Below are 21,847 nucleotides of genomic sequence, written 5' to 3' on the forward strand. Positions count from 1 at the left end.
CGCCGCCCCCGGGCCGGCCGGGGGGCCCTCTGGGGGCGCGCGGGGCGCGCCCTCCCCGCGGGCCCGGTCCGCGCGCTCCCCGCGCCCCTCGTGGTGCTTGCACACTCCTGCGGGCGCCTCAGCGCCCGTTGAACGCGTCCTTCAGCCGGGAGAACAGCCCCTGCTGGCCGGGCGCGAACTGGCCGGACGGCCGCTCCTCGCCGCGCAGCACGGCGAGGCGGCGGAGCAGGTCCTCCTGCTCGGCGTCGAGCTTGGTGGGCGTCTGCACCTCGACATGCACTATCAGGTCGCCCCGGCCGCCACCGCGCAGGTGGGTGATGCCCCGGCCGTGCAGCGGGATCGACTGGCCGGACTGGGTGCCGGGCCGGATGTCGAGCTCCTCCAGGCCGTCCAGCGTCTGCAGCGGCACCTGGGTGCCGAGCGCGGCGGCCGTCATCGGGATGGTGACCGTGCAGTGCAGGTCGTCCCCGCGGCGCTGGAACACCGTGTGGGTGGTCTCGGCGATCTCGACGTACAGGTCGCCGGCGGGGCCGCCACCGGGGCCGACCTCGCCCTCGCCGGCCAGCTGGATGCGGGTGCCGTTGTCGACACCGGCCGGGATCTTGACCGTCAGGGTGCGCCGGGCGCGGACCCGGCCGTCGCCCGCGCACTCCGGGCACGGGGTCGGCACGACGGTGCCGAAGCCCTGGCACTGCGGGCAGGGGCGGGAGGTCATGACCTGGCCCAGGAAGGACCGGGTGACCTGGGAGACCTCGCCCTTGCCGCGGCACATGTCACAGGTCTGCGCGGAGGTGCCGGGCGCGGCGCCCTCCCCGCTGCAGGTGGTGCAGGTGACGGCCGTGTCGACCTGGAGTTCCTTGGTGGTGCCGAAGGCGGCCTCCTCCAGGGTGATCTCCAGCCGGATCATGGCGTCCTGGCCGCGCCTGGTCCGCGAGCGCGGGCCGCGCTGACCGGCCGCGGCGCCGAAGAAGGCGTCCATGATGTCGGAGAAGCCGAAACCGGCCGCGCCCGCGCCGAAGCCGCCCGCGCCTCCGCCGCCGTTGGGCGAGAGAGGGTCCCCGCCGAGGTCGTAGACCTGACGCTTCTGCGGGTCGGAGAGCACCTCGTAGGCGGCGTTGATCTCCTTGAACCGCTCCTGCGTCTTCGGGTCCGGGTTGACGTCCGGGTGCAGTTCGCGCGCCAGGCGCCGGAACGCCTTCTTGATCTCGTCCTGCCCCGCATCCCGTCGGACGCCGAGTACCGCGTAGTAGTCCGTGGCCACCAAATGCTCCGCTTGTTCCGCCTGTAGTAGTGCTTGCGACTGGGTACCACCATCGGTCTGATGGTGGCTGTTCCTACGACTCGGCCAGGATCTGGCCCACGTACCGTGCCACCGCCCGCACCGCCCCCATTGTGCCCGGATAGTCCATCCGGGTCGGACCGATCACACCCAGTTTGGCCACGCTCTCGTCGCCCGAACCGTAACCGACGGAGACGACCGAGGTGGAATTGAGCCCCTCGTAGGCGTTCTCCCGGCCGATCCGGACCGTCATCCCCGCGTCGCCGGTCTCACCCAGGAGGCGGAGCAGGACGACCTGCTCCTCCAGCGCTTCCAGCACCGGCTGGATGGTGAGCGGGAAGTCGTGGCCGAAACGGGTCAGGTTGGCCGTGCCGGCCAGCATGATCCGTTCCTCGTTCTGTTCGGCGAGCGCCTCGAAGAGCGTCGCCAGGACGGTGACGACGGCCGGCCGGTCGGCCGCCTCGAAACCGGCCGGCAACTCCTCCAGCAGCCCCGGCACCTCGGGCAGCCGCTGCCCGACCGCGTGCGCGTTGATCCGCGCCCGCAGATCCGCGAGGAGGGTCTCGCCGACCGGGCCCGGGCAGTCCATCATCCGCTGCTCGACCCGGCCGGTGTTGGTGATCAGGACCAGCATCACCTTGACCGGGGCCAGCGCGACCAGCTCGATGTGCCGGACGGTCGACCGGGAGAGCGAGGGGTACTGGACCACCGCGACCTGCCGGGTGAGCTGGGCGAGCAGCCGGACCGTCCGGGCGACCACGTCGTCCAGGTCGACCGCGCCGTCCAGGAAGTGCCGGATCGCCCGCCGCTCGGGCGCGCTCATCGGCTTGACCTCGGCGAGCCGGTCGACGAAGAGCCGGTAGCCCTTGTCGGTGGGGATCCGCCCGGCGCTGGTGTGCGGCTGGTGGATGTAGCCGTCCTCCTCCAGCGCGGCCATGTCGTTGCGGACGGTGGCCGGGGACACGCCGAGGCTGTGCCGCTCCACCAGGGCCTTGGAGCCGACCGGCTCCTCGGTTCCCACGTAGTCCTGGACGATGGCGCGAAGCACCGCGAGCTTGCGGTCGTCCAGCTGACGGACCTCACCGGCCATGGGGCACGCACCTCCGTCTTCGCACGTTGTCCGTAGTGACATGTGTCCGTTCTGGCATGTTGCGGGCCGTTCTGGGAGGCCCCGGCTTTGGCACTCTGAACAGCCGAGTGCCAGAACCGTACCTGCCAGTGTAAGGCCCGGGTCCGACGGCAGGAACGGCCCGGCCCGAGTGATCCTGCGCGCAATATCCGGCGCGCGGGTGATGCCGAGGGCCCGTCCGGGTGGCAGCATCGAAAGCGAACGGCTAACGGAGGAGCAGCGATGTCGAGCTCGGGCCAGCACACGCGCTTCGCACCCGACCGCGGCCTGACCGGCCGCATGGTCGCGACGATGTTCGTGATCGGGCTGCTGTACGTCGGATTCACCGGCCTGCTGATCGTGCTGCTGCGCGGGGCCTGGCCACTGATCGTGCTGATCTCGGGCGGTCTCTTCGTGGCCCAGTTCTGGTTCAGCGACAAGATCACCGAACGGGCGATGGGCGCCCACCGGGTGAGCCCGGAACAGTATCCGCAGCTGCACGGCACCATCGACCGGCTCTGCGCGCTGGCCGACATGCCCAAGCCGCGGGTGGCGGTCGCCGACAACGACATGCCGAACGCGTTCGCCACCGGCCGCAACCCGCAGAACGCCGTGGTCTGCGTGACCACCGGGCTGCTGCGGCGGCTGGAGCCGGAGGAGCTGGAGGGCGTGCTGGCGCACGAGCTCTCGCACGTGGCGCACCGGGACGTGGCGGTGATGACCATCGCCGGGTTCCTCGGGGTGCTGGCCGGGGCGATGACCCGGATCGCGATGTACGGCGGGTTCATGGGCGGGGGCCGCAACAACAACGACTCCAACGCCGCCATCGCCGCGCTGATCATCCCGCTGGTGTCGATCGTGGTGTACGCGATCAGCTTCCTGCTCACCCGGCTGCTCTCCCGCTACCGGGAGCTGGCCGCCGACCGCGCCGCCGCCCAGCTCACCGGCCGGCCCAGCGCGCTCGCGTCGGCGCTGACCAAGGTGACCGGCCAGATCGCCGCGATCCCGTCCAAGGACCTGCGCCAGGCACAGCCGTACAACGCCTTCTACTTCGCCCCGGCGCTGAGCGCCCGGGAGACCGCCTCGCAGCTGTTCTCCACCCACCCGTCGCTGGAGCAGCGACTGGAGCAGCTGGCGAAGATCTCGGCCCAGCTGGGCCGCTGAACCACCTCGGGAAAGGACCGCCGTGGGATTCCTGGACGCCCTGTTCGGGCGCACCAAGCCCGTCAAGCCCGACCTCGACCAGCTGTTCGGGGTCCCCTCGGCGGCACTGACCCTGGAGGCGGCGACCGGCTTCCGGCCGACCGGTCTCGGCTCGGTCTGCTTCGCGGCCGTCGAGGGCGGGGCGTTCGGCGAGGTCGAACGGCAGGTGCGGGCGCTGCTGGACGCCGACACCGAGCGCGGCGGCGTCCCGGTGGAGGCCTCCAAGGACGGGTACGGCTACTCCTGGCTGCTCGCCCGGCACACCCCGGAGGAGCTGCCGGAGCTGGTCAACGACCTGCACGCGGTCAACAGCGAGCTGGAGGCGAACGGCTTCGGACCGCAGCTGCTCTGCTCGCTGGTGGCCTTCCGCGACGAGCGGGGGCAGTCGCTGGCGCTGGTCTACCTGTACAAGCGCGGCACCTTCTACCCGTTCGCGCCGATGCCGGGCGGCGGGGAGAAGCGGAACAGCCCCCTGGAACTGCAGGTCAACGCCATGCTCGGGAACGACCTGCGGCTGGAGAAGGACCTCACCCGCTGGTTCCCGGTCTGGGGCGCGCCGGGGCTCTGACCTCCCGCCGGCCCTCCGCCGGATTTCCCTATAGTCACCTTCCATGCGCAGCCACCAGTACGGACCCGACCTGACCCCGCCGTGGAAGCGGCAGCAGCCCGCCCCGGAGGTGTCCGCCGAGCGGGACCTGGTGGTGGAGGAGGCGGCGACCGGCTTCTGCGGAGCGGTGGTGCGGTGCGAGAAGACCGCGGAGGGCTTCACCGTCACCCTGGAGGACCGCTTCGGCAAGCACCGGGTCTTCCCGCTGGTGCCGCGCGGCTTCCTGCTGGAGGGCCGGCCGGTCACCCTGGTCCGCCCCCCGGCGGCCGCGCCCGCGCCGTCCCGGGCCCCCGGCCGCACCGCCTCCGGCTCGATCGCCGTCCCCGGCGCCCGGGCCCGGGTGGCCCGCGAGTCGCGCATCTACGTCGAGGGCCGGCACGACGCCGAGCTGGTCGAGCGGGTCTGGGGCGACGACCTGCGGATCGAGGGCGTGGTCGTCGAGTACCTGGAGGGCGTCGACGACCTGCCCGCCATCGTCGCCGACTTCGCCCCCGGCCCCGGCCGCCGCCTCGGCGTCCTGGTGGACCACCTGCTCCCCGGCACCAAGGAGCACCGCATCGCCGCCCGGGTCACCGGCGACGCCGTCCTGGTCGTCGGCCACCCCTACATCGACATCTGGCAGGCCGTGAAGCCCGCGAGCGTCGGCATCCCCGGCTGGCCCGGCGTCCCCCGCGGCGAGGTGTGGAAGGAGGGCGTCTGCCGCCGCCTCGGCTGGCCGGCGGACACCCCCGCCGCCTGGAAGCGCATCCTCGCCTCGGTGGACTCCTTCAAGGATCTGGAGCCCGAACTCCTCGGCCGGGTCGAGGAACTGATCGACTTCGTGACGCTGCCGGACTGACGACAAGCCGTACCGCGTTCGCGAACGCGTATATCCTGTTCGCGAAACGGATATACGCCACCGGGAGGTCCCCATGTCCCGCACTGTGATCGACCTGGACGACGAGGCGCTGGCCGACGCCGCCCGCTACCTCGGCACCACCACGAAGAAGGACACGGTCAATGCCGCCCTCCGCGAGATAGCGGACCGCCGGCGCCGCGCGGACGCGCTGGCCCGGATGCGGGAGATGGTGGCCGAGGGCGAGATCGACTTCTCAGCCATCGGCTACCCGGCCGGCGGTGACACGTCAGCGAGGTCGGCCGCGTGACCGAGGAGTTCCTGATCGACACCAGCGCACTGGTCCGCCTGATGCGTGGCCAGACCGGCTCGGCCTGGGACGAGGCGGTGACCGCGGGACTGGTCCTGCTCTGCGAACCGGTCCGCCAGGAGTACCTGCGGGCGGTCGGCGGACGGGCCTCCTACTTCGAAGCGGCCGACCTGCTGCGTGAGCTCTTCCCGTACCGGCACCTGCGGGACAGCGCCTGGCAGGACGCCGCGGAACTCCAGCAACTTCTGGCGCAGTCGAGCAGGCACCAGTGCACCAGCCCGGTCGACCTGCTGGTCGCTGTCACGGCCGCCCAGCACAAGCTGACCGTGCTGCACCAGGACGCCGACTTCGAGACCATCGCCCAGCTCACAGGCCAGCCCGTCCGGCGGATCTGTTAGGTCCTGTCCGACAGGGGGCTACTCCACCAGGTCACGGACGACCGCGTCGGCCAGCAGGCGGCCCCGGAGGGTGAGGACGGCGCGGCCCCGCGCGTAGGCGGTGTCGGCGAGGAGGCCGTCGGCGAGGGCGCGGTCGGCGGCCTTCAGACCGGTGTCGGTGAGGAGGGTGAGCGGGATGCCCTCGGCGAGGCGCAGTTCGAGCAGGATGCGCTCGACCCGGCGGTCCTCGGCGGTGAGCAGTTCGCGGCCCTGGGCGGGGGTGCGGTCCTCGGCGAGGGCCCGGGCGTAGGCGGCCGGGTGCTTGGCGTTCCACCAGCGGACGCCGCCGACGTGGCTGTGGGCACCGGGACCGGCCCCCCACCAGTCGGCGCCGGTCCAGTAGAGCTCGTTGTGGCGGCAGCGCCCCTCGGGGGTGGTGGCCCAGTTGGAGACCTCGTACCAGAAGTACCCGGCGGCGGCGAGCGCCTCCTCGGCGATCAGGTAGCGGTCGGCGTGCACATCGTCGTCGATCATCGGCAGTTCGCCGCGCCTGACCCGGGCGGCCAGCCTGGTGCCCTCCTCGACGATCAGCGAGTAGGCCGAGACATGGTCGGGCCCGGCGCCGATCGCGGCGTCCAGGGAGGCCCGCCAGTCGTCGTCGGACTCACCGGGGGTGCCGTAGATGAGGTCCAGGTTGACGTGGTCGAAACCGGCCGCGCGGGCCTCGGCGACGCACGCCTCGGGGCGGCCCGGGGTGTGGTGGCGGTCGAGCAGCTGGAGCACGTGCGGGCGGGCACTCTGCATGCCGAAGGAGATCCGGTTGTAGCCGCCCGCGCGCAGCTCGGCGAGGTACGCCGGGTCGACCGACTCGGGGTTGGCCTCGGTGGTGACCTCGGCGCCGTCGGCGAGCCCGAACTCCTCGCGGATCGCGGCGAGCATCTTCACCAGGTCCCGGGCGGGCAGCAGGGTGGGCGTGCCGCCGCCGAGGAAGACGGTCCGCACCGGCAGGTCGGTGTCGCCCAGCACCCGCCGGGCGTGCCGGATCTCGGCGACCACGTTGTCCGCGTAGGTCTCCTGCGAGGCGACCGCGCCCGAGGAGCGCAGCTCGGTGGCGGTGTAGGTGTTGAAGTCGCAGTAGCCGCAGCGGCTGGCGCAGTACGGGACGTGCAGGTAGAAGCCGAAGGGCCGCGTCCCGAGTCCGGCGAGGGCGTGCGGGGGCAGGGAACCGTCGGACGGCACGGGTTCGCCGTCGGGAAGTGCGGAGGGCATGACCCCATTGTCCCGTACGGCTCACCCGACCGGGCGAGCCGTACGGCAGGGGCGGCTCAGGCCTCGTTGGCGCCCGCGTACATCTCGGCGACGGCGTCCGCGTACGTCCGCTCGACCACCGGGCGCTTGATCTTCAGGCTCGGGGTGAGTTCGCCGTGCTCGATGTCCAGGTCGCGCGGGAGCAGGGTGAACTTCTTGATCGTCTGCCAGCGCTGGAGGTCGGCGTTGAGCCGCCGCACGAAGCCGTCGATCAGCTGGCGCACCTGCGGATCGGCGACCACCTCGGCGTACGGCTTGCCGGCCAGGCCGTGCCCGGCGGCCCACGGCATGATCACCGACTCGTCCAGGCCGATCAGCGCGGTGCAGTAGTTGCGGCCGTTGCCGATCACCAGGATGTTGCTGACGAACGGGCAGACCGCCTTGAACCTGCCCTCGACCTCGCTCGGCGCGACGTACTTGCCGCCGGAGGTCTTGAACATGTCCTTCTTGCGGTCGGTGATCCGCAGGAAGCCGTCCTGGCCGATCTCGCCGATGTCCTCGGTGTGGAACCAGCCGTCCGGCTCCAGCACCTCGGCGGTCTTCTCCGGCAGGTTGTGGTAGCCGCGCATCACGCCGGGTCCGCGGAGCAGGATCTCGCCGTCCTCGGCGATCCGGACCTCGCTGCCCGGCAGCACGGTGCCGATGGTGCCGACCCGGACGTCCTCGGCACGGTTGACGGTGATCCCGGCGGAGGACTCGGTCAGGCCGTAGCCCTCCAGTACGGGCACCCCGATACCGGCGAAGAAGTAACCGATCTCGGGCGCCAGCGCCGCGCTGCCGGAGACCGAGCCGCGCATCCGCCCGCCGAAGGCGGCCCGGATCTTGGCGTAGACCAGCTTGTCGGCGAGCGCGTGCTGCAGCCGCAGGCCGAGCGGGGCGCTGTCGTGGCCGGTGGCGATCCGGCTCTCCTGGGTGGCGCGGGCGTAGGCGCGGGCCGTTCGCGCGGCCCACAGGAAGATCTTGTACTTGGCGCCGCCCTGGGCCCGCGCCTTGCCGGCGATGCCGTTGTAGACCTTCTCGAAGATGCGCGGCGCCGAGGCCATCATGGTCGGGCGGACGACCGGCAGGTTGTGGATGATCCGGTCGACCCGGCCGTCCACCGCCATCACGTGGCCGGTGGCGATCTGGCCGCAGATCAGGCTCTTGCCGAACACGTGCGACAGCGGCAGCCACATGAACTGCACGTCCTCCGTGCGCAGCAGCCGGCTGGCCTCCTGGGCCCGGCCCTGGTACGCCCAGCAGTCGTGCACCAGGCGCACGCCCTTGGGCCGGCCGGTGGTGCCGGAGGTGTAGATGAGGGTGGCCAGCTGCTCCTTGTCGAGCGCGGCGACGGTCTTCTCGATGGCGTCCGGGTGCCGTTCCAGGTACTCGGCGCCGAGCTGCTCCAGCTCGGCCAGGGTGAGCACGTTCAGCCCGGGGGTCTCCGGGACGGCGTCGGCCGGGTCGAACATGATCGCGGTGCGCAGCTCGGGGAGCTGGCCGATCTCGCCGACGACCTTGGCGAGCATGGTGTCGTTCTCGACGAACAGGGCTCTGGAGCCCGAGTCGGAGAGGATGTACGCCGTCTCGTCCGCGTTGGTGCTGGGGTAGACGGCGGTGGTGGCGGCGCCCGCGCACATGTTGCCGAGGTCGGCGATGATCCACTCCAGCCGGGTGGAGGCCATCAGCGCGACCCGGTCCTCCGGGCGGATGCCGAGCGACAGCAGGCCGGCGGCCACCGCGTGGACCCGGGTGGCGGTCTGCGCCCAGGTCACCGAGCGCCACTGTTCGGCGCCGGGGGTGCTGTCCGCCGCGTGTTCGTCGACCGGGACGGGGAAGCGGTAGGCCTCACCGCCCGGGGTGGCGGCGACCCGCTCCAGGAACAGGTGGGCGACGGAGGCGGGACGCCCGGCGACGATGTCGGCACTGCCGGAGCCGATCAGGGACTGCGCGGAACTCAACGAGGACCTCCGGTGGCGGGTGGCCGTCTGAGGGATTCGGGTGGCCGTCTGAGGGATTGTCGCGGCGCCCGTGGGGGCGGTCGCCGGCCCCCGGCCGACCGGACGGGTACCGGCGAGTAACAAGGGGGCTATCAGCAGCCTAGGGGGAAAGCCGCCATTCCGTAAGGGGGTGCGACCGGCCGGCACCCGAGCGGGCCACCGGCGCGGGGCACGACCGGGCACGCCCGGCCGTTCGGCAAAGGACTGGGCAAAGATCCGGCTCGCAAGCCCGGAATCGCCTTTGCCGGTCCACCGAAGAACGAGAATCGGGATGCGAATCCCACCGTCGACGACAAGAGTGTGCCAGTGCTGATCAGACTGCTAAGGGCGTACTTGCGCCCGTACTCCCGACCGATCGCCCTGCTGGTACTGCTCCAGCTGGTGTCGACCCTCGCGGCGCTCTATCTGCCGACGCTCAACGCCGACATCATCGACCAGGGGGTGGTGAAGGGGGACACCGGCTACATCCTTGAGGTCGGAGGGGTGATGATCGGGGTCACCCTGGCCCAGGCCGCCTGCTCGATCGGCGCCGTCTACTACGGCGCGCGTATCGCGATGGCCTTCGGCCGGGACCTCCGGGCCGGCATCTTCGACCAGGTGCAGAGCTACTCCGCCCGCGAGCTCGGCCAGTTCGGCGCCCCCTCGCTGATCACCCGGACCACCAACGACGTCCAGCAGGTCCAGATGCTGGCCCTGATGGCCTTCACGCTGATGGTGGCCGCGCCGATCATGTGCGTCGGCGGCATCATCATGGCGCTCAATCAGGACGTGCCGCTCTCCGCCCTGCTGCTGGCCGTGATCCCGGTGCTGGGCGTCGTCGTCGTGCTGCTGGTCCGCTCGCTGCGCCCGAAGTTCCGCAGCATGCAGGTGAAGATCGACACCGTGAACCGGATCCTGCGCGAGCAGATCACCGGCATCCGGGTCATCCGGGCGTTCGTCAAGGACGACCACGAGCAGGCCCGGTTCGCCCGCGCCAACGACGACCTGACCGGTGTCGCCATCCAGGTCGGCCGGCTGATGTCGTTCATGTTCCCGGCCGTGATGCTGGTGGTGAACGTCTCCAGCGTCGCCGTGCTCTGGTTCGGCGCGTACCGCATCGACAGCGGCGGGATGGAGATCGGCGGCCTGACCGCCTTCCTCTCCTACCTGATGCAGATCCTGATGAGCGTCATGATGGCCACCTTCATGTTCATGATGGTGCCGCGCGCCGAGGTCTGCGCCGAGCGGATCCAGGAGGTGCTGTCCACCGACTCCACCGTCGTCCCGCCCTCCGCGCCGGTCACCGAGGTGCTGCGCCGGGGCAACCTGGAACTGCGCGACGTCGAGTTCCGCTACCCGGGCGCCGAGGCCCCGGTGCTGCGCGGCATCGACATCACCGCCCGCCCCGGCGAGACCACCGCCGTGATCGGCTCCACCGGCAGCGGGAAGTCCACCCTGCTGGGCCTGGTCCCCCGGCTGTTCGACGCCACCGCGGGCCAGGTCCTGCTGGACGGCGTGAACGTGCGCGACCTCGCCCCCGAGGCGATCGCCGAGACCGTCGGACTCGTCCCGCAGAAGCCGTACCTCTTCTCCGGCACCGTCGCCAGCAACCTGCGCTACGGCCGGCCCGACGCCACCGACGAGGAGCTCTGGCACGCGCTGGAGGTCGCCCAGGCCAAGGAGTTCGTCGAGCGTCTCCCCGAAGGCCTGGACGCGCCCATCGCGCAGGGCGGCGGCAACGTCTCCGGCGGCCAGCGCCAGCGCCTGGCGATCGCCCGAGCCCTGGTCCGCAAGCCCGGCGTCTACCTCTTCGACGACTCCTTCTCGGCGCTCGACTACGCCACCGACGCCCGGCTCCGCAAGGCGCTCTCCCGGGAGACCGCCGACGCCACCGTGCTGATCGTCGCCCAGCGCGTCTCCACCATCCGCGACGCCGACCGGATCATCGTCCTGGACGAGGGCGCCGTCGTCGGCAGCGGCACCCACGGCGAACTGATGGCCGGAAACCCGACATACCGGGAGATCGTGCTCTCCCAGCTCACCGAGCAGGAGGCGGCGTGACCACCCCCGAGAAGGGCGCCCGACTCACGAAGGCGCCCGCGGCGGCCCCGGCCGGGCCCGCCAGCGACTCCCAGGCCGCGGCGGCCCGCCGCGGACCGGCCGGCCCCGGCCGGTTCATGGGCGGCCAGGGCGCCGAGAAGTCGATGGACTTCAAGAACTCCGGCAAACGGCTGCTCAAACTGCTGCGCCCCGAACGCGCCCTGCTCAGCGGCGTCATGGCGCTCGGCGTGCTCAGCATCGGCTGCGCCGTGACCGGCCCCAAGGTGCTCGGCCACGCCACCGACCTGATCTTCGCCGGCGTGATCGGCGCCCGCTTCCAGTCCGGCACCTCCAAGGAGCAGGTCGTCGAGGGCCTGCGCGCCCACGGCGACGGCGGCGTCGCCGACCTGCTCTCGTCGACCGCCTTCACCCCCGGCCAGGGCATGGACTTCGGCGCCATCGGCACCGTACTGCTCTGGGTGCTGGCGATCTACGCCGTCTCCGCCGCGTTCGGCATCGTCCAGGGACGACTCGCCACCACGGCGGTCCAGCGGGCCGGTTACCGGCTGCGCGAGGAGGTCGAGGCCAAGCTCTCCCGGCTGCCGCTCAGTTTCTTCGACAAGCAGCCGCGCGGCGAGGTGCTCAGCCGCGTCACCAACGACATCGACAACATCGGCCAGTCCATGCAGCAGACCATGGGCCAGGTGGTGAACTCGCTGCTCACCGTGGTCGGTGTACTGGCGATGATGTTCTGGATCTCGCCGCTGCTGGCGCTGATCGCCCTGGTCTCCGTCCCGCTGTCGGTGGTCGTGGCGGCCAAGGTCGGCAAGCGGGCGCAGCCGCAGTTCGTCCAGCAGTGGAAGTCCACCGGGCAACTCAACGCGCACATCGAGGAGATGTACACCGGCCACGCCCTGGTGAAGGTCTTCGGCCGGCAGAAGGAGTCCGCCGAGGTCTTCCGCGAGCACAACGAGGCGCTGTACAGCGCGAGTTTCCGGGCCCAGTTCATCTCCGGGATCATCCAGCCCGCGATGATGCTGATCGGCAATCTGCAGTACGTGCTGGTCGCCGTGGTCGGCGGGCTCCGGGTGGCCAGCGGCGCGCTGTCGATCGGCGACGTGCAGGCGTTCATCCAGTACTCGCGGCAGTTCAGCCAGCCGCTCACCCAGGTCGCCAGCATGGCCAACCTGGTGCAGTCCGGCGTCGCCTCCGCCGAGCGCGTCTTCGAGCTGCTGGACGCGCCCGAGCAGACCCCGGAGCCGGCCATGCCGGAGCGCCCGGACGAGGTGCGCGGCCGGGTCGCCTTCCAGGACGTGTCCTTCCGCTACGACCCCGAGAAGCCGCTGATCGAGGACCTCTCGCTGAAGGTCGAGCCCGGCCAGACGGTGGCCATCGTCGGCCCGACCGGCGCCGGCAAGACCACCCTGGTCAACCTGCTGATGCGGTTCTACGAGGTCAGCGGCGGGCGGATCACCCTGGACGGGGTGGACATCGCCGCGATGTCCCGCGAGGACCTGCGCTCCGGCATCGGCATGGTGCTCCAGGACACCTGGCTGTTCGGCGGCACCATCGCCGACAACATCGCGTACGGCTCCGTCGGGGCCACCCGCGAGCAGGTGATCGAGGCGGCCCGCGCCGCTCACGTGGACCGCTTCGTCCGGACCCTGCCGGACGGCTACGACACCGCGATCGACGACGAGGGCACCGGCGTCAGCGCCGGCGAGAAGCAGCTGATCACCATCGCCCGGGCGTTCCTGGCGCAGCCGTCGATCCTGGTCCTGGACGAGGCGACCAGTTCGGTGGACACCCGTACCGAGGTGCTGATCCAGCGCGCCATGGCCCGGCTGCGCACCGGCCGCACCAGCTTCGTGATCGCCCACCGGCTCTCCACCATCCGGGACGCCGACGTGATCCTGGTGATGGAGAACGGCTCGATCGTCGAGCAGGGCTCGCACGACGAGCTGATCGCCGCGGACGGCGCGTACGCGCGGCTGTACCAGGCCCAGTTCGCCGAGGCGGTGGCCGAGGTGGACTGACCGGTGGTGGGCGGGTGGCCGGCTCGTGGTGGGCCCGCGCCGCTTCGGTGGTGAGCCCGTGTCCGGTTCCTGGTGAGCCCGCGGTCGGTTCGCGGGGTGAGCCGGAGTGAGAGGTCGGCCGGTCCGACGTCCCACTCCGGCTCTTCGGCTTCCGGAGGCCGGCCGCTACGGTGGGGCCGTGCGTGACGACCTCTCGGCTCCCTCCACGGCGGGCCAGGACCCGGACGCCTTCGAGGCGAACCGGCGGTACCTGGGCTCGGTCGCCTACCGGCTGCTCGGCTCGTTCAGCGACGCCGAGGACGTGCTGCAGGAGGCCTGGCTGCGCTGGCGGACCGCGGACCAGGCCGCCGTCGCCGACCCGAGGGCCTTCCTGACCACCGTCGTCACCCGGCTCTGCTACGACCAGCTGGGCTCCGCCCGGGCCCGCCGGGAGGCCTACTTCGGCGAGTGGCTGCCCGAGCCGGCCGTCTCCTACGAGGACTCCCCCGCCTCCCCGGCCGAGCTGGCCGAACGCGGCGAGTCCGTCTCCCTGGCCCTGCTCGCCGTGCTGGAGCAGCTCACCCCCGCCGAGCGGGCCGCGTTCGTGCTGCACGACGTGTTCGCGGTCGGCTTCGACGAGATCGCGGCCGGCCTCGACCGCACCCCCGCCGCCACCCGCCAGCTGGCCTCCCGGGCCCGGCGCCGGGTGAAGGACGGCGGCCGGCGCGCCACCGCCGATCCGGCCGAGCACCGGCAGGCGGTGCGGGCCTTCGCCGCCGCCACCGCCGGCGGCGACATCCAGGGCCTGCTGGCCGTCCTCGACCCGGACGTGGTCTGGCACTCCGACGGCGGCGGCATCGTCACCGCGGGCGCCCGCCCGGTGCTCGGCGCCCAGAAGGTCTCCCGGCTGGTGGCCGGGCTGGCCTCGAAGTGGGTCACGGCCGAGGCCGGAGTCGGCTTCGCCCTGGTCAACGGCGAGCCCGGACTGGTCTGGTACGAGAGCCCGGGCCGGATCGGCGGCGTGGTCGCGTTCACCGTCGCCGACGGCCGGATCACCGAGGCGTACGCCGTGGTCAACCCGGAGAAGCTGGCCCACCTGAACGAGGCGCCGACGGCATGACGCCGGGGTGACGCGAGCGTGACGCGGGTCACTGTCACAGCCGGGCCGGCCACGTCGTCCCCTTCCCGGACACGCGCGGAGAGCGCGGCGGAGGAGGCGGACACATGACCGAGAAGCAGATCGTCGTACTGGGGGCCGGTTACGCGGGACTGACCGCGGCGACCCGGGCGGGCAAGCGCGACCGGGTGACCCTGATCGCCCCCGAGACCCGTTTCCTGCACCGCATCCGCCAGCACGAGACCGCCGCCGGCCACCCCGAGCACCGGCCCGCCGTGGCCGACCTGATCCGCGGCCGGGGCGTACGGCACGTCCGGGCGCGCGCCACCCGCCTGGACCTCACCGCCCGCAAGGTGTTCCTGGACACCGGCGAGGCCGTCTCCTACGACACCCTGGTGTACGCCCTCGGCAGCCGCACCGCCTGGCACGGTGTCCCGGGCGCCGCCGAGCACGCCCGCACCGCCGAGCAGGCCGCCGAACTGGCCGAACGGCTCCGCTCCGCCGAACGCCCCGGCACCGTGGCCGTGGTCGGCGGCGGCGCCACCGGCATCGAGCTGGCGGCCGAGCTGGCCGAGGCCCACCCGCGGTGGCGGGTCCGGATCGTCGCGGCGGGCCAGGTGGGCGGCTGGTTCTCGGCCAGGGGCCGGGGCCACGTCCTGCGGGTCCTGGAGCGGCTCGGGGTCGAGGTGCACGAGCAGAGCACCGTCACCGCGGTCGACGCGGCGGGCCTGGACACCGCGCGCGGCCGGATCCCGGCCGACCTGGTCGCCTGGGCCGCCGCCATGGAACCGCACCCGCTGGCCGCCGAGGCCGGTCTGGCGGTCACCGCGAGCGGTCGGGCCGTCGTCGACGACCGTCTGCGCTCGGTCTCCCACCCGGACGTCTACGTGATCGGCGACGCCGCCGAGGTGACCGTCCCCGGGACCGGCACCCTGCGGATGGGCTGCGCCACCGCCCAGCCGATGGGCAAGTACCTCGGCCGGGTGCTCGCCGGACGCACCGACAGGCCGTTCGCCTTCCGGTACGCCGTCCAGTGCCTCAGCCTCGGCCGCCGTGACGGGCTGCTCCAGCTGATCCACGGGGACGACTCCATGCGGCCCACCGTGTTCACCGGCCGGGCCGGGAAGCTGGCCAAGGCGGCCATCGTCGGAGGCGTGGTCTCGACCCTGCGCTGACCGGCGGCCGGCACCGGCGGCCGCGCACGCGAACGGGCCCGGGGCTGCTCGCCCCGGGCCCGTTCAGCCACCGCTGGTTACTTCTTTTCCTTCGGCGCCTCGGCGTCGGTGGACAGCGCGGCGATGAAGGCCTCCTGCGGGACCTCCACGCGGCCGACCATCTTCATCCGCTTCTTGCCTTCCTTCTGCTTCTCCAGCAGCTTGCGCTTACGCGAGATGTCACCGCCGTAGCACTTGGCGAGCACGTCCTTGCGGATCGCGCGGACCGTCTCACGGGCGATCACCCGCGAGCCGATCGCGGCCTGGATCGGCACCTCGAACTGCTGGCGCGGAATCAGCTTCTGCAGCTTGCCCGCCATCATCACGCCGTAGTTGTAGGCCTTGTCCTTGTGCACGATCGCGGAGAAGGCGTCCACCGCGTCGCCGTGCAGCAGGATGTCGACCTTCACCAGGCTGGCGCTCTGCTCACCGATGGGCTCGTAGTCGAGCGAGGCGTAGCCCCGGGTCTTGGACTTCAGCTGGTCGAAGAAGTCGAAGACGATCTCGGCGAGCGGCAGGGTGTAGCGCAGCTCGACCCGGTCCTCGGAGAGGTAGTCCATGCCCTGGAGGTTGCCGCGGCGGGACTGGCAGAGCTCCATGATCGCGCCGACGAACTCGTTGGGCGCCAGGATGGTGCCGCGCACGACCGGCTCGAACACCTCGGCGATCTTGCCGGTGGGGAACTCGCTCGGGTTGGTGACGGTGTGCTCGCTGCCGTCCTCCATCACCACGCGGTACACCACGTTCGGGGCGGTGGAGATCAGGTCGAGGTTGAACTCCCGCTCCAGGCGCTCCCGGATGATCTCCAGGTGCAGCAGGCCGAGGAAGCCACAGCGGTAGCCGAAGCCGAGCGCGACCGAGGTCTCCGGCTCGTAGACCAGCGCGGCGTCGTTGAGCCGCAGCTTGTCGAGGGCGTCGCGCAGCAGCGGGTAGTCCGAGCCGTCCAGCGGGTAGAGGCCGGAGAAGACCATCGGACGCGGGTCCTTGTAGCCGCCCAGCGCCTCGGTCGCACCCTTGTGCATCGAGGTGATGGTGTCACCGACCTTGGACTGCCGGACGTCCTTCACACCGGTGATGATGTAGCCCACCTCGCCGACGCCGAGGCCGTCGGCGACCTTCGGCTCGGGCGAGATGACACCGATCTCCAGCAGCTCGTGCGTCGCGCCGGTCGACATCATCGCGATCCGCTCGCGCTTGGTGAGCTGCCCGTCGACCACACGGACGTAGGTGACCACACCGCGGTAGGAGTCGTACACCGAGTCGAAGATCATCGCGCGCGCCGGGGCGTCCTTGACGCCGACCGGGGCCGGAATGTTGGCGACGATGTGGTCCAGCAGCTCCTCGACGCCCAGGCCGGTCTTGGCGCTGACCTTGAGCACGTCGGCCGGGTCGCAGCCGATGATGTGCGCGATCTCGGCGGCGTACTTCTCCGGCTGGGCGGCCGGCAGGTCGATCTTGTTGAGCACCGGGATGATCGTGAGGTCGTTCTCCAGCGCCAGGTACAGGTTGGCGAGGGTCTGGGCCTCGATGCCCTGGGCGGCGTCCACCACCAGGACGGTGCCCTCGCAGGCGGCGAGGGAGCGGGACACCTCGTACGTGAAGTCCACGTGGCCGGGGGTGTCGATCATGTTGAGGATGTGCGTCGTACCGGTGTCCGGGCCGGTCTTCGGCGCCCACGGGAGGCGGACGGCCTGCGACTTGATGGTGATGCCGCGCTCACGCTCGATGTCCATGCGGTCGAGGTACTGGGCACGCATCTGCCGCGGGTCGACGACGCCGGTGATCTGCAGCATCCGGTCTGCGAGCGTCGACTTGCCGTGGTCGATGTGGGCGATGATGCAGAAGTTGCGGATCAGCGCCGGGTCGGTACGGCTGGGCTCTGGCACATTGCTGGGGGTCGCGGGCACCTTGGTCCGATTCTCCGTTGGTCCGGGGGCCGGGGGTGTCCGGGTCATCGCTGACCGGTTTCCCGGGGACCGGACAGTCGTCCGATCGAAATAGTTCCTCCCATCTTCCCACGCCCGCGACGTGCGCCGCCGGTCGGTTCTTCCACAGGCCTCCGCGGCGCGGCAGGATGGCGTTCCATGATCCTCGAAAGCGCCCTGCTCGATGTCCTGCCCGGCCAGGAGGAGTCCTTCCTCGCCACCTTCGCCGAGGCCCGGCCGCTGATCTCGGTCCAGACCGGATTCCGCGCGCTGGAACTGCGCCGCTGCCTGGACGAGGGGCGCGGCTCGCGGTTCCTGCTCCAGGTGGAATGGGAGACCCTGGAGGACCACACCGAGGGGTTTCGCCGCTCGGCCGAGTACCAGCGGTGGCGGGACCTGCTGCACCGGTACTACCGGCCCTTCCCCGAGGTGGAGCACTACGGCGAGCCGCTGCTGAGCGCGTAGGCCGGGGCGGACCGGGGCGGCCGGACCGGGGCGGGCTGTCACGGGCGGGCCGCCGGGGCGGCCGGTTTGGGGCGGGCGGCGGCCCCCTGGTAGCGTGGGGCGCTGCACCTGGCCTCGGCATGCCCTCTCAGCTGGTCCGGCGGCCGCGCGGTGCAACCCTCCCCCAGCCTTCGGCCGGGGGACCTCCAGAACCGTTACAGACAAGACTGAGGCTCCTTCGTGGCGAACATCAAGTCCCAGATCAAGCGCAACAAGACCAACGAGAAGGCGCGCCTGCGCAACAAGGCCGTCAAGTCCTCGCTGAAGACCGCTCTGCGCAAGGCCCGTGAGGCCGCTGCCGCCGGCGAGACCGAGAAGGCCGCCGTGCTGGCCCGCGCCGCCTCCAAGGCGCTGGACAAGGCCGTGAGCAAGGGCGTCATCCACGCCAACCAGGCCGCCAACAAGAAGTCGGCCATCACCAAGCGCGTCAACGCCGTCCAGGCCTGACGCCCCCGGGGCCCACGGCCCCACACGCCTCAGGACGAACCGGCCCTCTACCCGAACTCCTGAGGTACGACAAGGATTCGCACCGCACGCGGCCTGCGTTCGCCACGCGGGTGCGGTGCACAGAGCAGTACGGCAGGCGCCGCAGCGGACCTCTTCCCCAGAGGTGGCTGCGGCGCCTGTCGCGTGCTGTGGCCGTACCGCTAGGGTTCGGTCACGGCAAGGCAATGGGGATCACGTTCGACGATCACCTGTGCAGAGGGCTCAGGGGGGCACCTATGGCGACACCACCGCCACCACCGCCGCTACCGGGACAGAGCGGGCCGGGGTTCGCCGGTTTTCCGCAGCAGCACCCGCCACAGCATCCGCAGCAGTTCCCGCCGGCGACGGCCGTTCCGGGCTTCGGCCCGCCGCCCGGGCTGCCCGCCTCGCCCGGCCTGCCACCGGCTCCGGGCAGCGGTGGGCCGGGCCGACGGGCCGGGAACCTGCGCCGCAACGCCGTCTGGGCGTTCGTGGGCGCGCTGCTGGCCTCGGCCGGCTGGGCCGGCGCCGTGGCCGTCGTACCCCGGATGGTGACCAGCGGCTCCTTCCCGCAGAGCGTCCGCGGCTACCACACCGTGGACAAGCTCTGTGACGCGGGCAAGCTCACCAAGTTCAACCAGAACTACCGCATGGTGGACAACTATCCGCTGCAGCACAGCAGCCGGAGCGACTCCATGGACATCATGCGCTGCTACGCGTTGATGAAGCGGACGGTCAGCGGGAGCGACAGCCCGGACTACGCCACCATCGACATGCGCGCCGAACTGCACAAGGCCGTCGACGCCGCCCCCGAGTTCGCCGCCACCAGGATCTTCTTCGAGCAGCAGAAGTACGAGATCACCGATGTGCGGAACCTCGGCCAGGAGGCCTACTTCGCCTACGGCGACGAGCCGACCAGCTCGGACAAGACCTTCCACGACATCAACTGCTATCTGGAGGTCCGGGACGGCGGCATGACGTACTCGCTCTACTGGACCGACAACTACCAGACCGGCAAGGACTACACGCTGGACCGCGACACCGTCCGGCAGATCATGATCGCCGACAGCCGGGACGTCCTCAAGGCGATCGGCGGACCGTAGCGGCGGTGGCTCCGGGGTGGCGGTGGCTCCGGGGTGGCGCGGGCCCGCCGGGCAGGGCGGGTCAGCCGTACCGGGGTGAGCCCGCCCGGGGGTGAACCGCCGGGCCGCTGTGGCGGGAGCCGCTCAGTACGGGCGGGAGCCCGCGCGGGAGGCCCGGGCGACCGCGACCACGGCCCGCTCCAGGGCGTACGCCGGGTCGTCGGACCCGCCCTTGACGGCGGCGTCCGCCTGCGCGATCGCGGTGAGGGCGATGGCCACCCCGTCGCCCGTCCAGCCGCGCATCTGCTGGCGGACGCGCTCGACCTTCCACGGCGGCATGCCCAGCTCGCGCGCCAGGTCGGCCGGTCGCATGTTCCGCCCGGTGGTCGCCAGCCGCCCGATGCTGCGGACCCCGGACGCCAGGGCGTAGGTGATGCCGGTCGGCGGCTGCCCCACGGCCAGCGCCCAGCGCAGCCGTTCCAGCGCCTCGGCGGCCCGGCCGGTGACCGCGAGGTCGGCCACCTCGAAGCCGGTGGCCTCGGCCCGGCCGCTGTAGTAGCGGGCGACCACGGTCTCGTCGATGGTGCCCTCGACGTCCGAGGTGAGCTGGCTGCAGGCGGCGGCCAGCTCGCGCAGGTCACTGCCGAGCGCGTCCAGCAGGGCCTGGCACGCCTCCGGTGTCGCCGACCGCCCGAGCGTGCGGAACTCGCCCCGGACGAAGGTCAGCCGCTCCCCCGCCTTGGCCAGCTTCGCGCACTGGACCTCCCGGCCCCCGGCCTTCCGCCCGGCGTCCAGCAGCCCCTTGCCCTTGGCGCCGCCGGCATGCACCAGCACCATGATCACTTCATCGGCCGGGGACTCGATGTACGCCTTGACCTCCTTCACGGAGTCGGCGGAGAGGTCCTGAGCGGCCCTGACCACGATGACCTTGCGCTCGGCGAACAGCGAGGGCGTGGTCAGCTCGGCGAGGCTGCCGGGCTGGAGGCCCCCGGGCGGGATGTCCCGCACGTCGGTGTCGGAGTCCGCCGCCCTCGCCGCCGCCACCACCTGGGCGACCGCACGGTCGAGCAGCAGCTCCTCCTGACCGACCGCGAGGGTCAGCGGGGCGAGCAGATCGTCGGGTGCACTCTTCCTGGCCATCGCCTACCAGCATCCCACGGGGTACGGACACTCCCCGCCCGGCCGCGACCGCCACCGCCACCGCCACCGCCACCGCCACCGCGACAGGAACGCCACCGCCACCGGAGGCAGGGCCGAACGCGAGCCGCGCACCCGGCCCGGGGAGAATGGACCGGTGACCGAAGACCTCACCATCGACCAGCCGGACGCCTTCGACCCGCGCGCCCGGCAGCTGCTCGTCCTTCCCGACCGCGACGCCGCCGACGAGGCGGCGGAGGAGCTGAGCGCCAACCACCCCGACCTCGGCGAGCTGGAAATCGTCCGGGACGCCCTGGCCGGCGAGGACGACGCCGAGGACGCGCAGTGGCTGGTGGTCGTGGAACCTCCCGAGGACGGCTGGACGGCCCGGCACCTGCGCGCCCTGGACGCCGTCGCGGCCGAGAACGAGGGCTGGCGCGAGGAGGGCTGAACAGCGGGGCCGCATGCTTCAGTGCCCTCCCGCCGGCCGGTCGCCGGACGGATGGACGACCGCACCGAGGCCGGCCGGGGTCTCCCCGGTCAGGGCGATGTCCCCGGCCCGGTCCGTCCGCAGCACGGCGGCGCCGAGGGCCCGAAGCCGCTCCACCGTCCGCGGCGAGGGGTGCCCGTACGGGTTGCCCTCGCCGCAGGAGATCAGCGCCAGCCGGGGGCCCAGGGCTGCGGCCAGCCCCCAGTCCTGATGGGCGGACCCGTGATGGGCCACCTTCAGAACGTCCACCCGGGTCCGGCCGAGGCGGCCGAGCAGCACCGACTGGGCCGGTGGTTCGAGGTCGCCCAGCAACGCCAGCCGTAGTCCGCCGGCCAGGGTGACCAGCAGCGCGACGCTGGCGTTGTTGGCGCCGGATGCCGAGGCCGCCGCCTCGGCATCCGGCCAGAGCACCTCCCAGGAGAGGCCCGCCCCGGCCGCCCGCCGTTCGCCGCGCCCGGCGCGCAGCAGCGGGACACCGGCGGCGGCGGCCCACCCTGACACCCGGGCCGCCTCACCCGGCGGATCGTCCAGGGTGGTGCCCTCGATCGCCCCGACCCGGCGCCCGCGCAGCACCCCCGGTACGCCCTCGACGTGATCGGCGTGAAAGTGCGTCACCAGCAGCAGTGGAACGGCGGTGATGCCGAGGTCGCGCAGGCAGCGGTCGGCCGCGCGCGGGTCCGGACCGGCGTCCACCACCACTGCGCTGTCGGGCTCCCGGCCGCCCCCGGACACATCGGCGGGGACGACGGGGAGCACCAGCATGTCGCCCTGGCCGACGTCTTCCCTGTCAAGTCTGTGCGTGTTGCTGGGGCACTTCAAAGCCGAGCAGACTGCTTGCCCTTGACGCTCTCATCAGTGACACTCCGTAACGCT

General features: G+C 71.9%; 19 protein-coding genes and 1 pseudogene. 13 read left to right on the forward strand and 7 right to left on the reverse strand.

The genetic code is table 11. The features are described 5' to 3' along the window. Positions 1 to 118: 118 nt before the first annotated feature. Both dnaJ and hrcA read right to left on the reverse strand, forming a co-directional pair. The gene (gene dnaJ / locus AB0P06_RS13920; protein WP_363607486.1) at positions 119 to 1,261 is read right to left on the reverse strand and encodes a molecular chaperone DnaJ; all 1,143 of its coding nucleotides are present in this window, start codon (positions 1,259 to 1,261) and stop codon (positions 119 to 121) included. Positions 1,262 to 1,334: 73 nt separating this feature from the next. Then, a complete protein-coding gene (hrcA, locus tag AB0P06_RS13925) occupies positions 1,335 to 2,369 on the reverse strand; it encodes a heat-inducible transcriptional repressor HrcA (RefSeq protein ID WP_363607487.1) in 1,035 nt (344 codons plus the stop codon). A 261-nt stretch (positions 2,370 to 2,630) separates the two neighbouring features. Here hrcA and htpX point away from each other — a divergent pair, with 261 nt between their 5' ends. The 5 genes from htpX to AB0P06_RS13950 all read left to right on the forward strand — a co-directional run bounded on the left by htpX (position 2,631) and on the right by AB0P06_RS13950 (position 5,740). Next, positions 2,631 to 3,551 (forward strand): zinc metalloprotease HtpX, encoded by a 921-nt coding sequence (htpX, locus tag AB0P06_RS13930; protein WP_363607488.1) that lies wholly within the window; start codon positions 2,631 to 2,633, stop codon positions 3,549 to 3,551. A 22-nt stretch (positions 3,552 to 3,573) separates the two neighbouring features. Continuing rightward, positions 3,574 to 4,158: a hypothetical protein gene (locus AB0P06_RS13935; protein WP_363607489.1), complete on the forward strand. Its 585-nt coding sequence runs from the start codon at positions 3,574 to 3,576 to the stop codon at positions 4,156 to 4,158. Positions 4,159 to 4,201: 43 nt separating this feature from the next. Then, positions 4,202 to 5,035, forward strand: a complete 834-nt coding sequence (locus AB0P06_RS13940) for a DUF3097 domain-containing protein (RefSeq protein ID WP_363607490.1) — start codon at positions 4,202 to 4,204, stop codon at positions 5,033 to 5,035. A gap of 73 nt (positions 5,036 to 5,108) precedes the next feature. Continuing rightward, positions 5,109 to 5,342: a type II toxin-antitoxin system VapB family antitoxin gene (locus AB0P06_RS13945; protein WP_363607491.1), complete on the forward strand. Its 234-nt coding sequence runs from the start codon at positions 5,109 to 5,111 to the stop codon at positions 5,340 to 5,342. Then, on the forward strand, positions 5,339 to 5,740 hold the full coding sequence (locus AB0P06_RS13950) for a PIN domain nuclease (protein WP_363607492.1): 402 nt from the start codon (positions 5,339 to 5,341) through the stop codon (positions 5,738 to 5,740). Before AB0P06_RS13945 ends, AB0P06_RS13950 begins: the two co-directional genes overlap by 4 nt. Before the next feature lie 18 nt (positions 5,741 to 5,758). Here AB0P06_RS13950 and hemW read toward each other — a convergent pair whose 3' ends face one another. Both hemW and AB0P06_RS13960 read right to left on the reverse strand, forming a co-directional pair. Further along, positions 5,759 to 6,988, reverse strand: coding sequence for a radical SAM family heme chaperone HemW (gene hemW / locus AB0P06_RS13955; RefSeq protein WP_363607493.1), 1,230 nt, complete (start codon positions 6,986 to 6,988; stop codon positions 5,759 to 5,761). Between the two features lie 56 nt (positions 6,989 to 7,044). Continuing rightward, positions 7,045 to 8,967 (reverse strand): AMP-binding protein, encoded by a 1,923-nt coding sequence (locus AB0P06_RS13960; RefSeq protein ID WP_363607494.1) that lies wholly within the window; start codon positions 8,965 to 8,967, stop codon positions 7,045 to 7,047. A gap of 345 nt (positions 8,968 to 9,312) precedes the next feature. On the opposite strand from AB0P06_RS13960, the gene AB0P06_RS13965 reads away from it, so the two are divergent. From AB0P06_RS13965 to AB0P06_RS13980, 4 genes are all read left to right on the forward strand, one after another. Continuing rightward, positions 9,313 to 11,046: an ABC transporter ATP-binding protein gene (locus AB0P06_RS13965; RefSeq protein WP_363607495.1), complete on the forward strand. Its 1,734-nt coding sequence runs from the start codon at positions 9,313 to 9,315 to the stop codon at positions 11,044 to 11,046. A 116-nt stretch (positions 11,047 to 11,162) separates the two neighbouring features. Further along, positions 11,163 to 13,061 carry an ABC transporter ATP-binding protein gene (locus AB0P06_RS13970; RefSeq protein ID WP_363607592.1) on the forward strand — a complete coding sequence of 633 codons (1,899 nt, stop codon included), beginning with the start codon at positions 11,163 to 11,165 and terminating at the stop codon, positions 13,059 to 13,061. A 178-nt stretch (positions 13,062 to 13,239) separates the two neighbouring features. Next, positions 13,240 to 14,160: an RNA polymerase sigma factor SigJ gene (gene sigJ, locus AB0P06_RS13975; RefSeq protein ID WP_363607496.1), complete on the forward strand. Its 921-nt coding sequence runs from the start codon at positions 13,240 to 13,242 to the stop codon at positions 14,158 to 14,160. Positions 14,161 to 14,264: 104 nt separating this feature from the next. Further along, complete coding sequence (locus AB0P06_RS13980; RefSeq protein WP_363607497.1) at positions 14,265 to 15,332, forward strand: FAD-dependent oxidoreductase; 1,068 nt, start codon at positions 14,265 to 14,267, stop codon at positions 15,330 to 15,332. Positions 15,333 to 15,409: 77 nt separating this feature from the next. Here the strand turns inward: AB0P06_RS13980 and lepA are convergent, their stop codons facing one another. After that, a complete protein-coding gene (gene lepA / locus AB0P06_RS13985; RefSeq protein ID WP_363607498.1) occupies positions 15,410 to 17,278 on the reverse strand; it encodes a translation elongation factor 4 in 1,869 nt (622 codons plus the stop codon). A gap of 177 nt (positions 17,279 to 17,455) precedes the next feature. On the opposite strand from lepA, the gene AB0P06_RS13990 reads away from it, so the two are divergent. From AB0P06_RS13990 to AB0P06_RS14000, 3 genes are all read left to right on the forward strand, one after another. Next, positions 17,456 to 17,761, forward strand: a complete 306-nt coding sequence (locus tag AB0P06_RS13990) for an antibiotic biosynthesis monooxygenase (RefSeq protein WP_363607499.1) — start codon at positions 17,456 to 17,458, stop codon at positions 17,759 to 17,761. A gap of 219 nt (positions 17,762 to 17,980) precedes the next feature. Continuing rightward, complete coding sequence (gene rpsT, locus AB0P06_RS13995; RefSeq protein ID WP_363607500.1) at positions 17,981 to 18,247, forward strand: 30S ribosomal protein S20; 267 nt, start codon at positions 17,981 to 17,983, stop codon at positions 18,245 to 18,247. A 275-nt stretch (positions 18,248 to 18,522) separates the two neighbouring features. Continuing rightward, positions 18,523 to 19,368, forward strand: a complete 846-nt coding sequence (locus tag AB0P06_RS14000; protein ID WP_363607501.1) for a hypothetical protein — start codon at positions 18,523 to 18,525, stop codon at positions 19,366 to 19,368. 123 nt (positions 19,369 to 19,491) lie between these two features. Here AB0P06_RS14000 and holA read toward each other — a convergent pair whose 3' ends face one another. Beyond that, on the reverse strand, positions 19,492 to 20,487 hold the full coding sequence (gene holA / locus AB0P06_RS14005; RefSeq protein WP_363607502.1) for a DNA polymerase III subunit delta: 996 nt from the start codon (positions 20,485 to 20,487) through the stop codon (positions 19,492 to 19,494). A 211-nt stretch (positions 20,488 to 20,698) separates the two neighbouring features. Here holA and AB0P06_RS14010 point away from each other — a divergent pair, with 211 nt between their 5' ends. Beyond that, positions 20,699 to 20,935, forward strand: coding sequence for a hypothetical protein (locus tag AB0P06_RS14010; RefSeq protein WP_363607593.1), 237 nt, complete (start codon positions 20,699 to 20,701; stop codon positions 20,933 to 20,935). An 18-nt stretch (positions 20,936 to 20,953) separates the two neighbouring features. Here the strand turns inward: AB0P06_RS14010 and AB0P06_RS14015 are convergent. Next, positions 20,954 to 21,676: pseudogene (locus AB0P06_RS14015) on the reverse strand (MBL fold metallo-hydrolase); the annotation flags it as partial. Positions 21,677 to 21,847 lie beyond the last annotated feature (171 nt).

It is taken from the genome of Kitasatospora sp. NPDC088351 (genome assembly GCF_040685575.1).
Taxonomy (GTDB): domain Bacteria; phylum Actinomycetota; class Actinomycetes; order Streptomycetales; family Streptomycetaceae; genus Kitasatospora.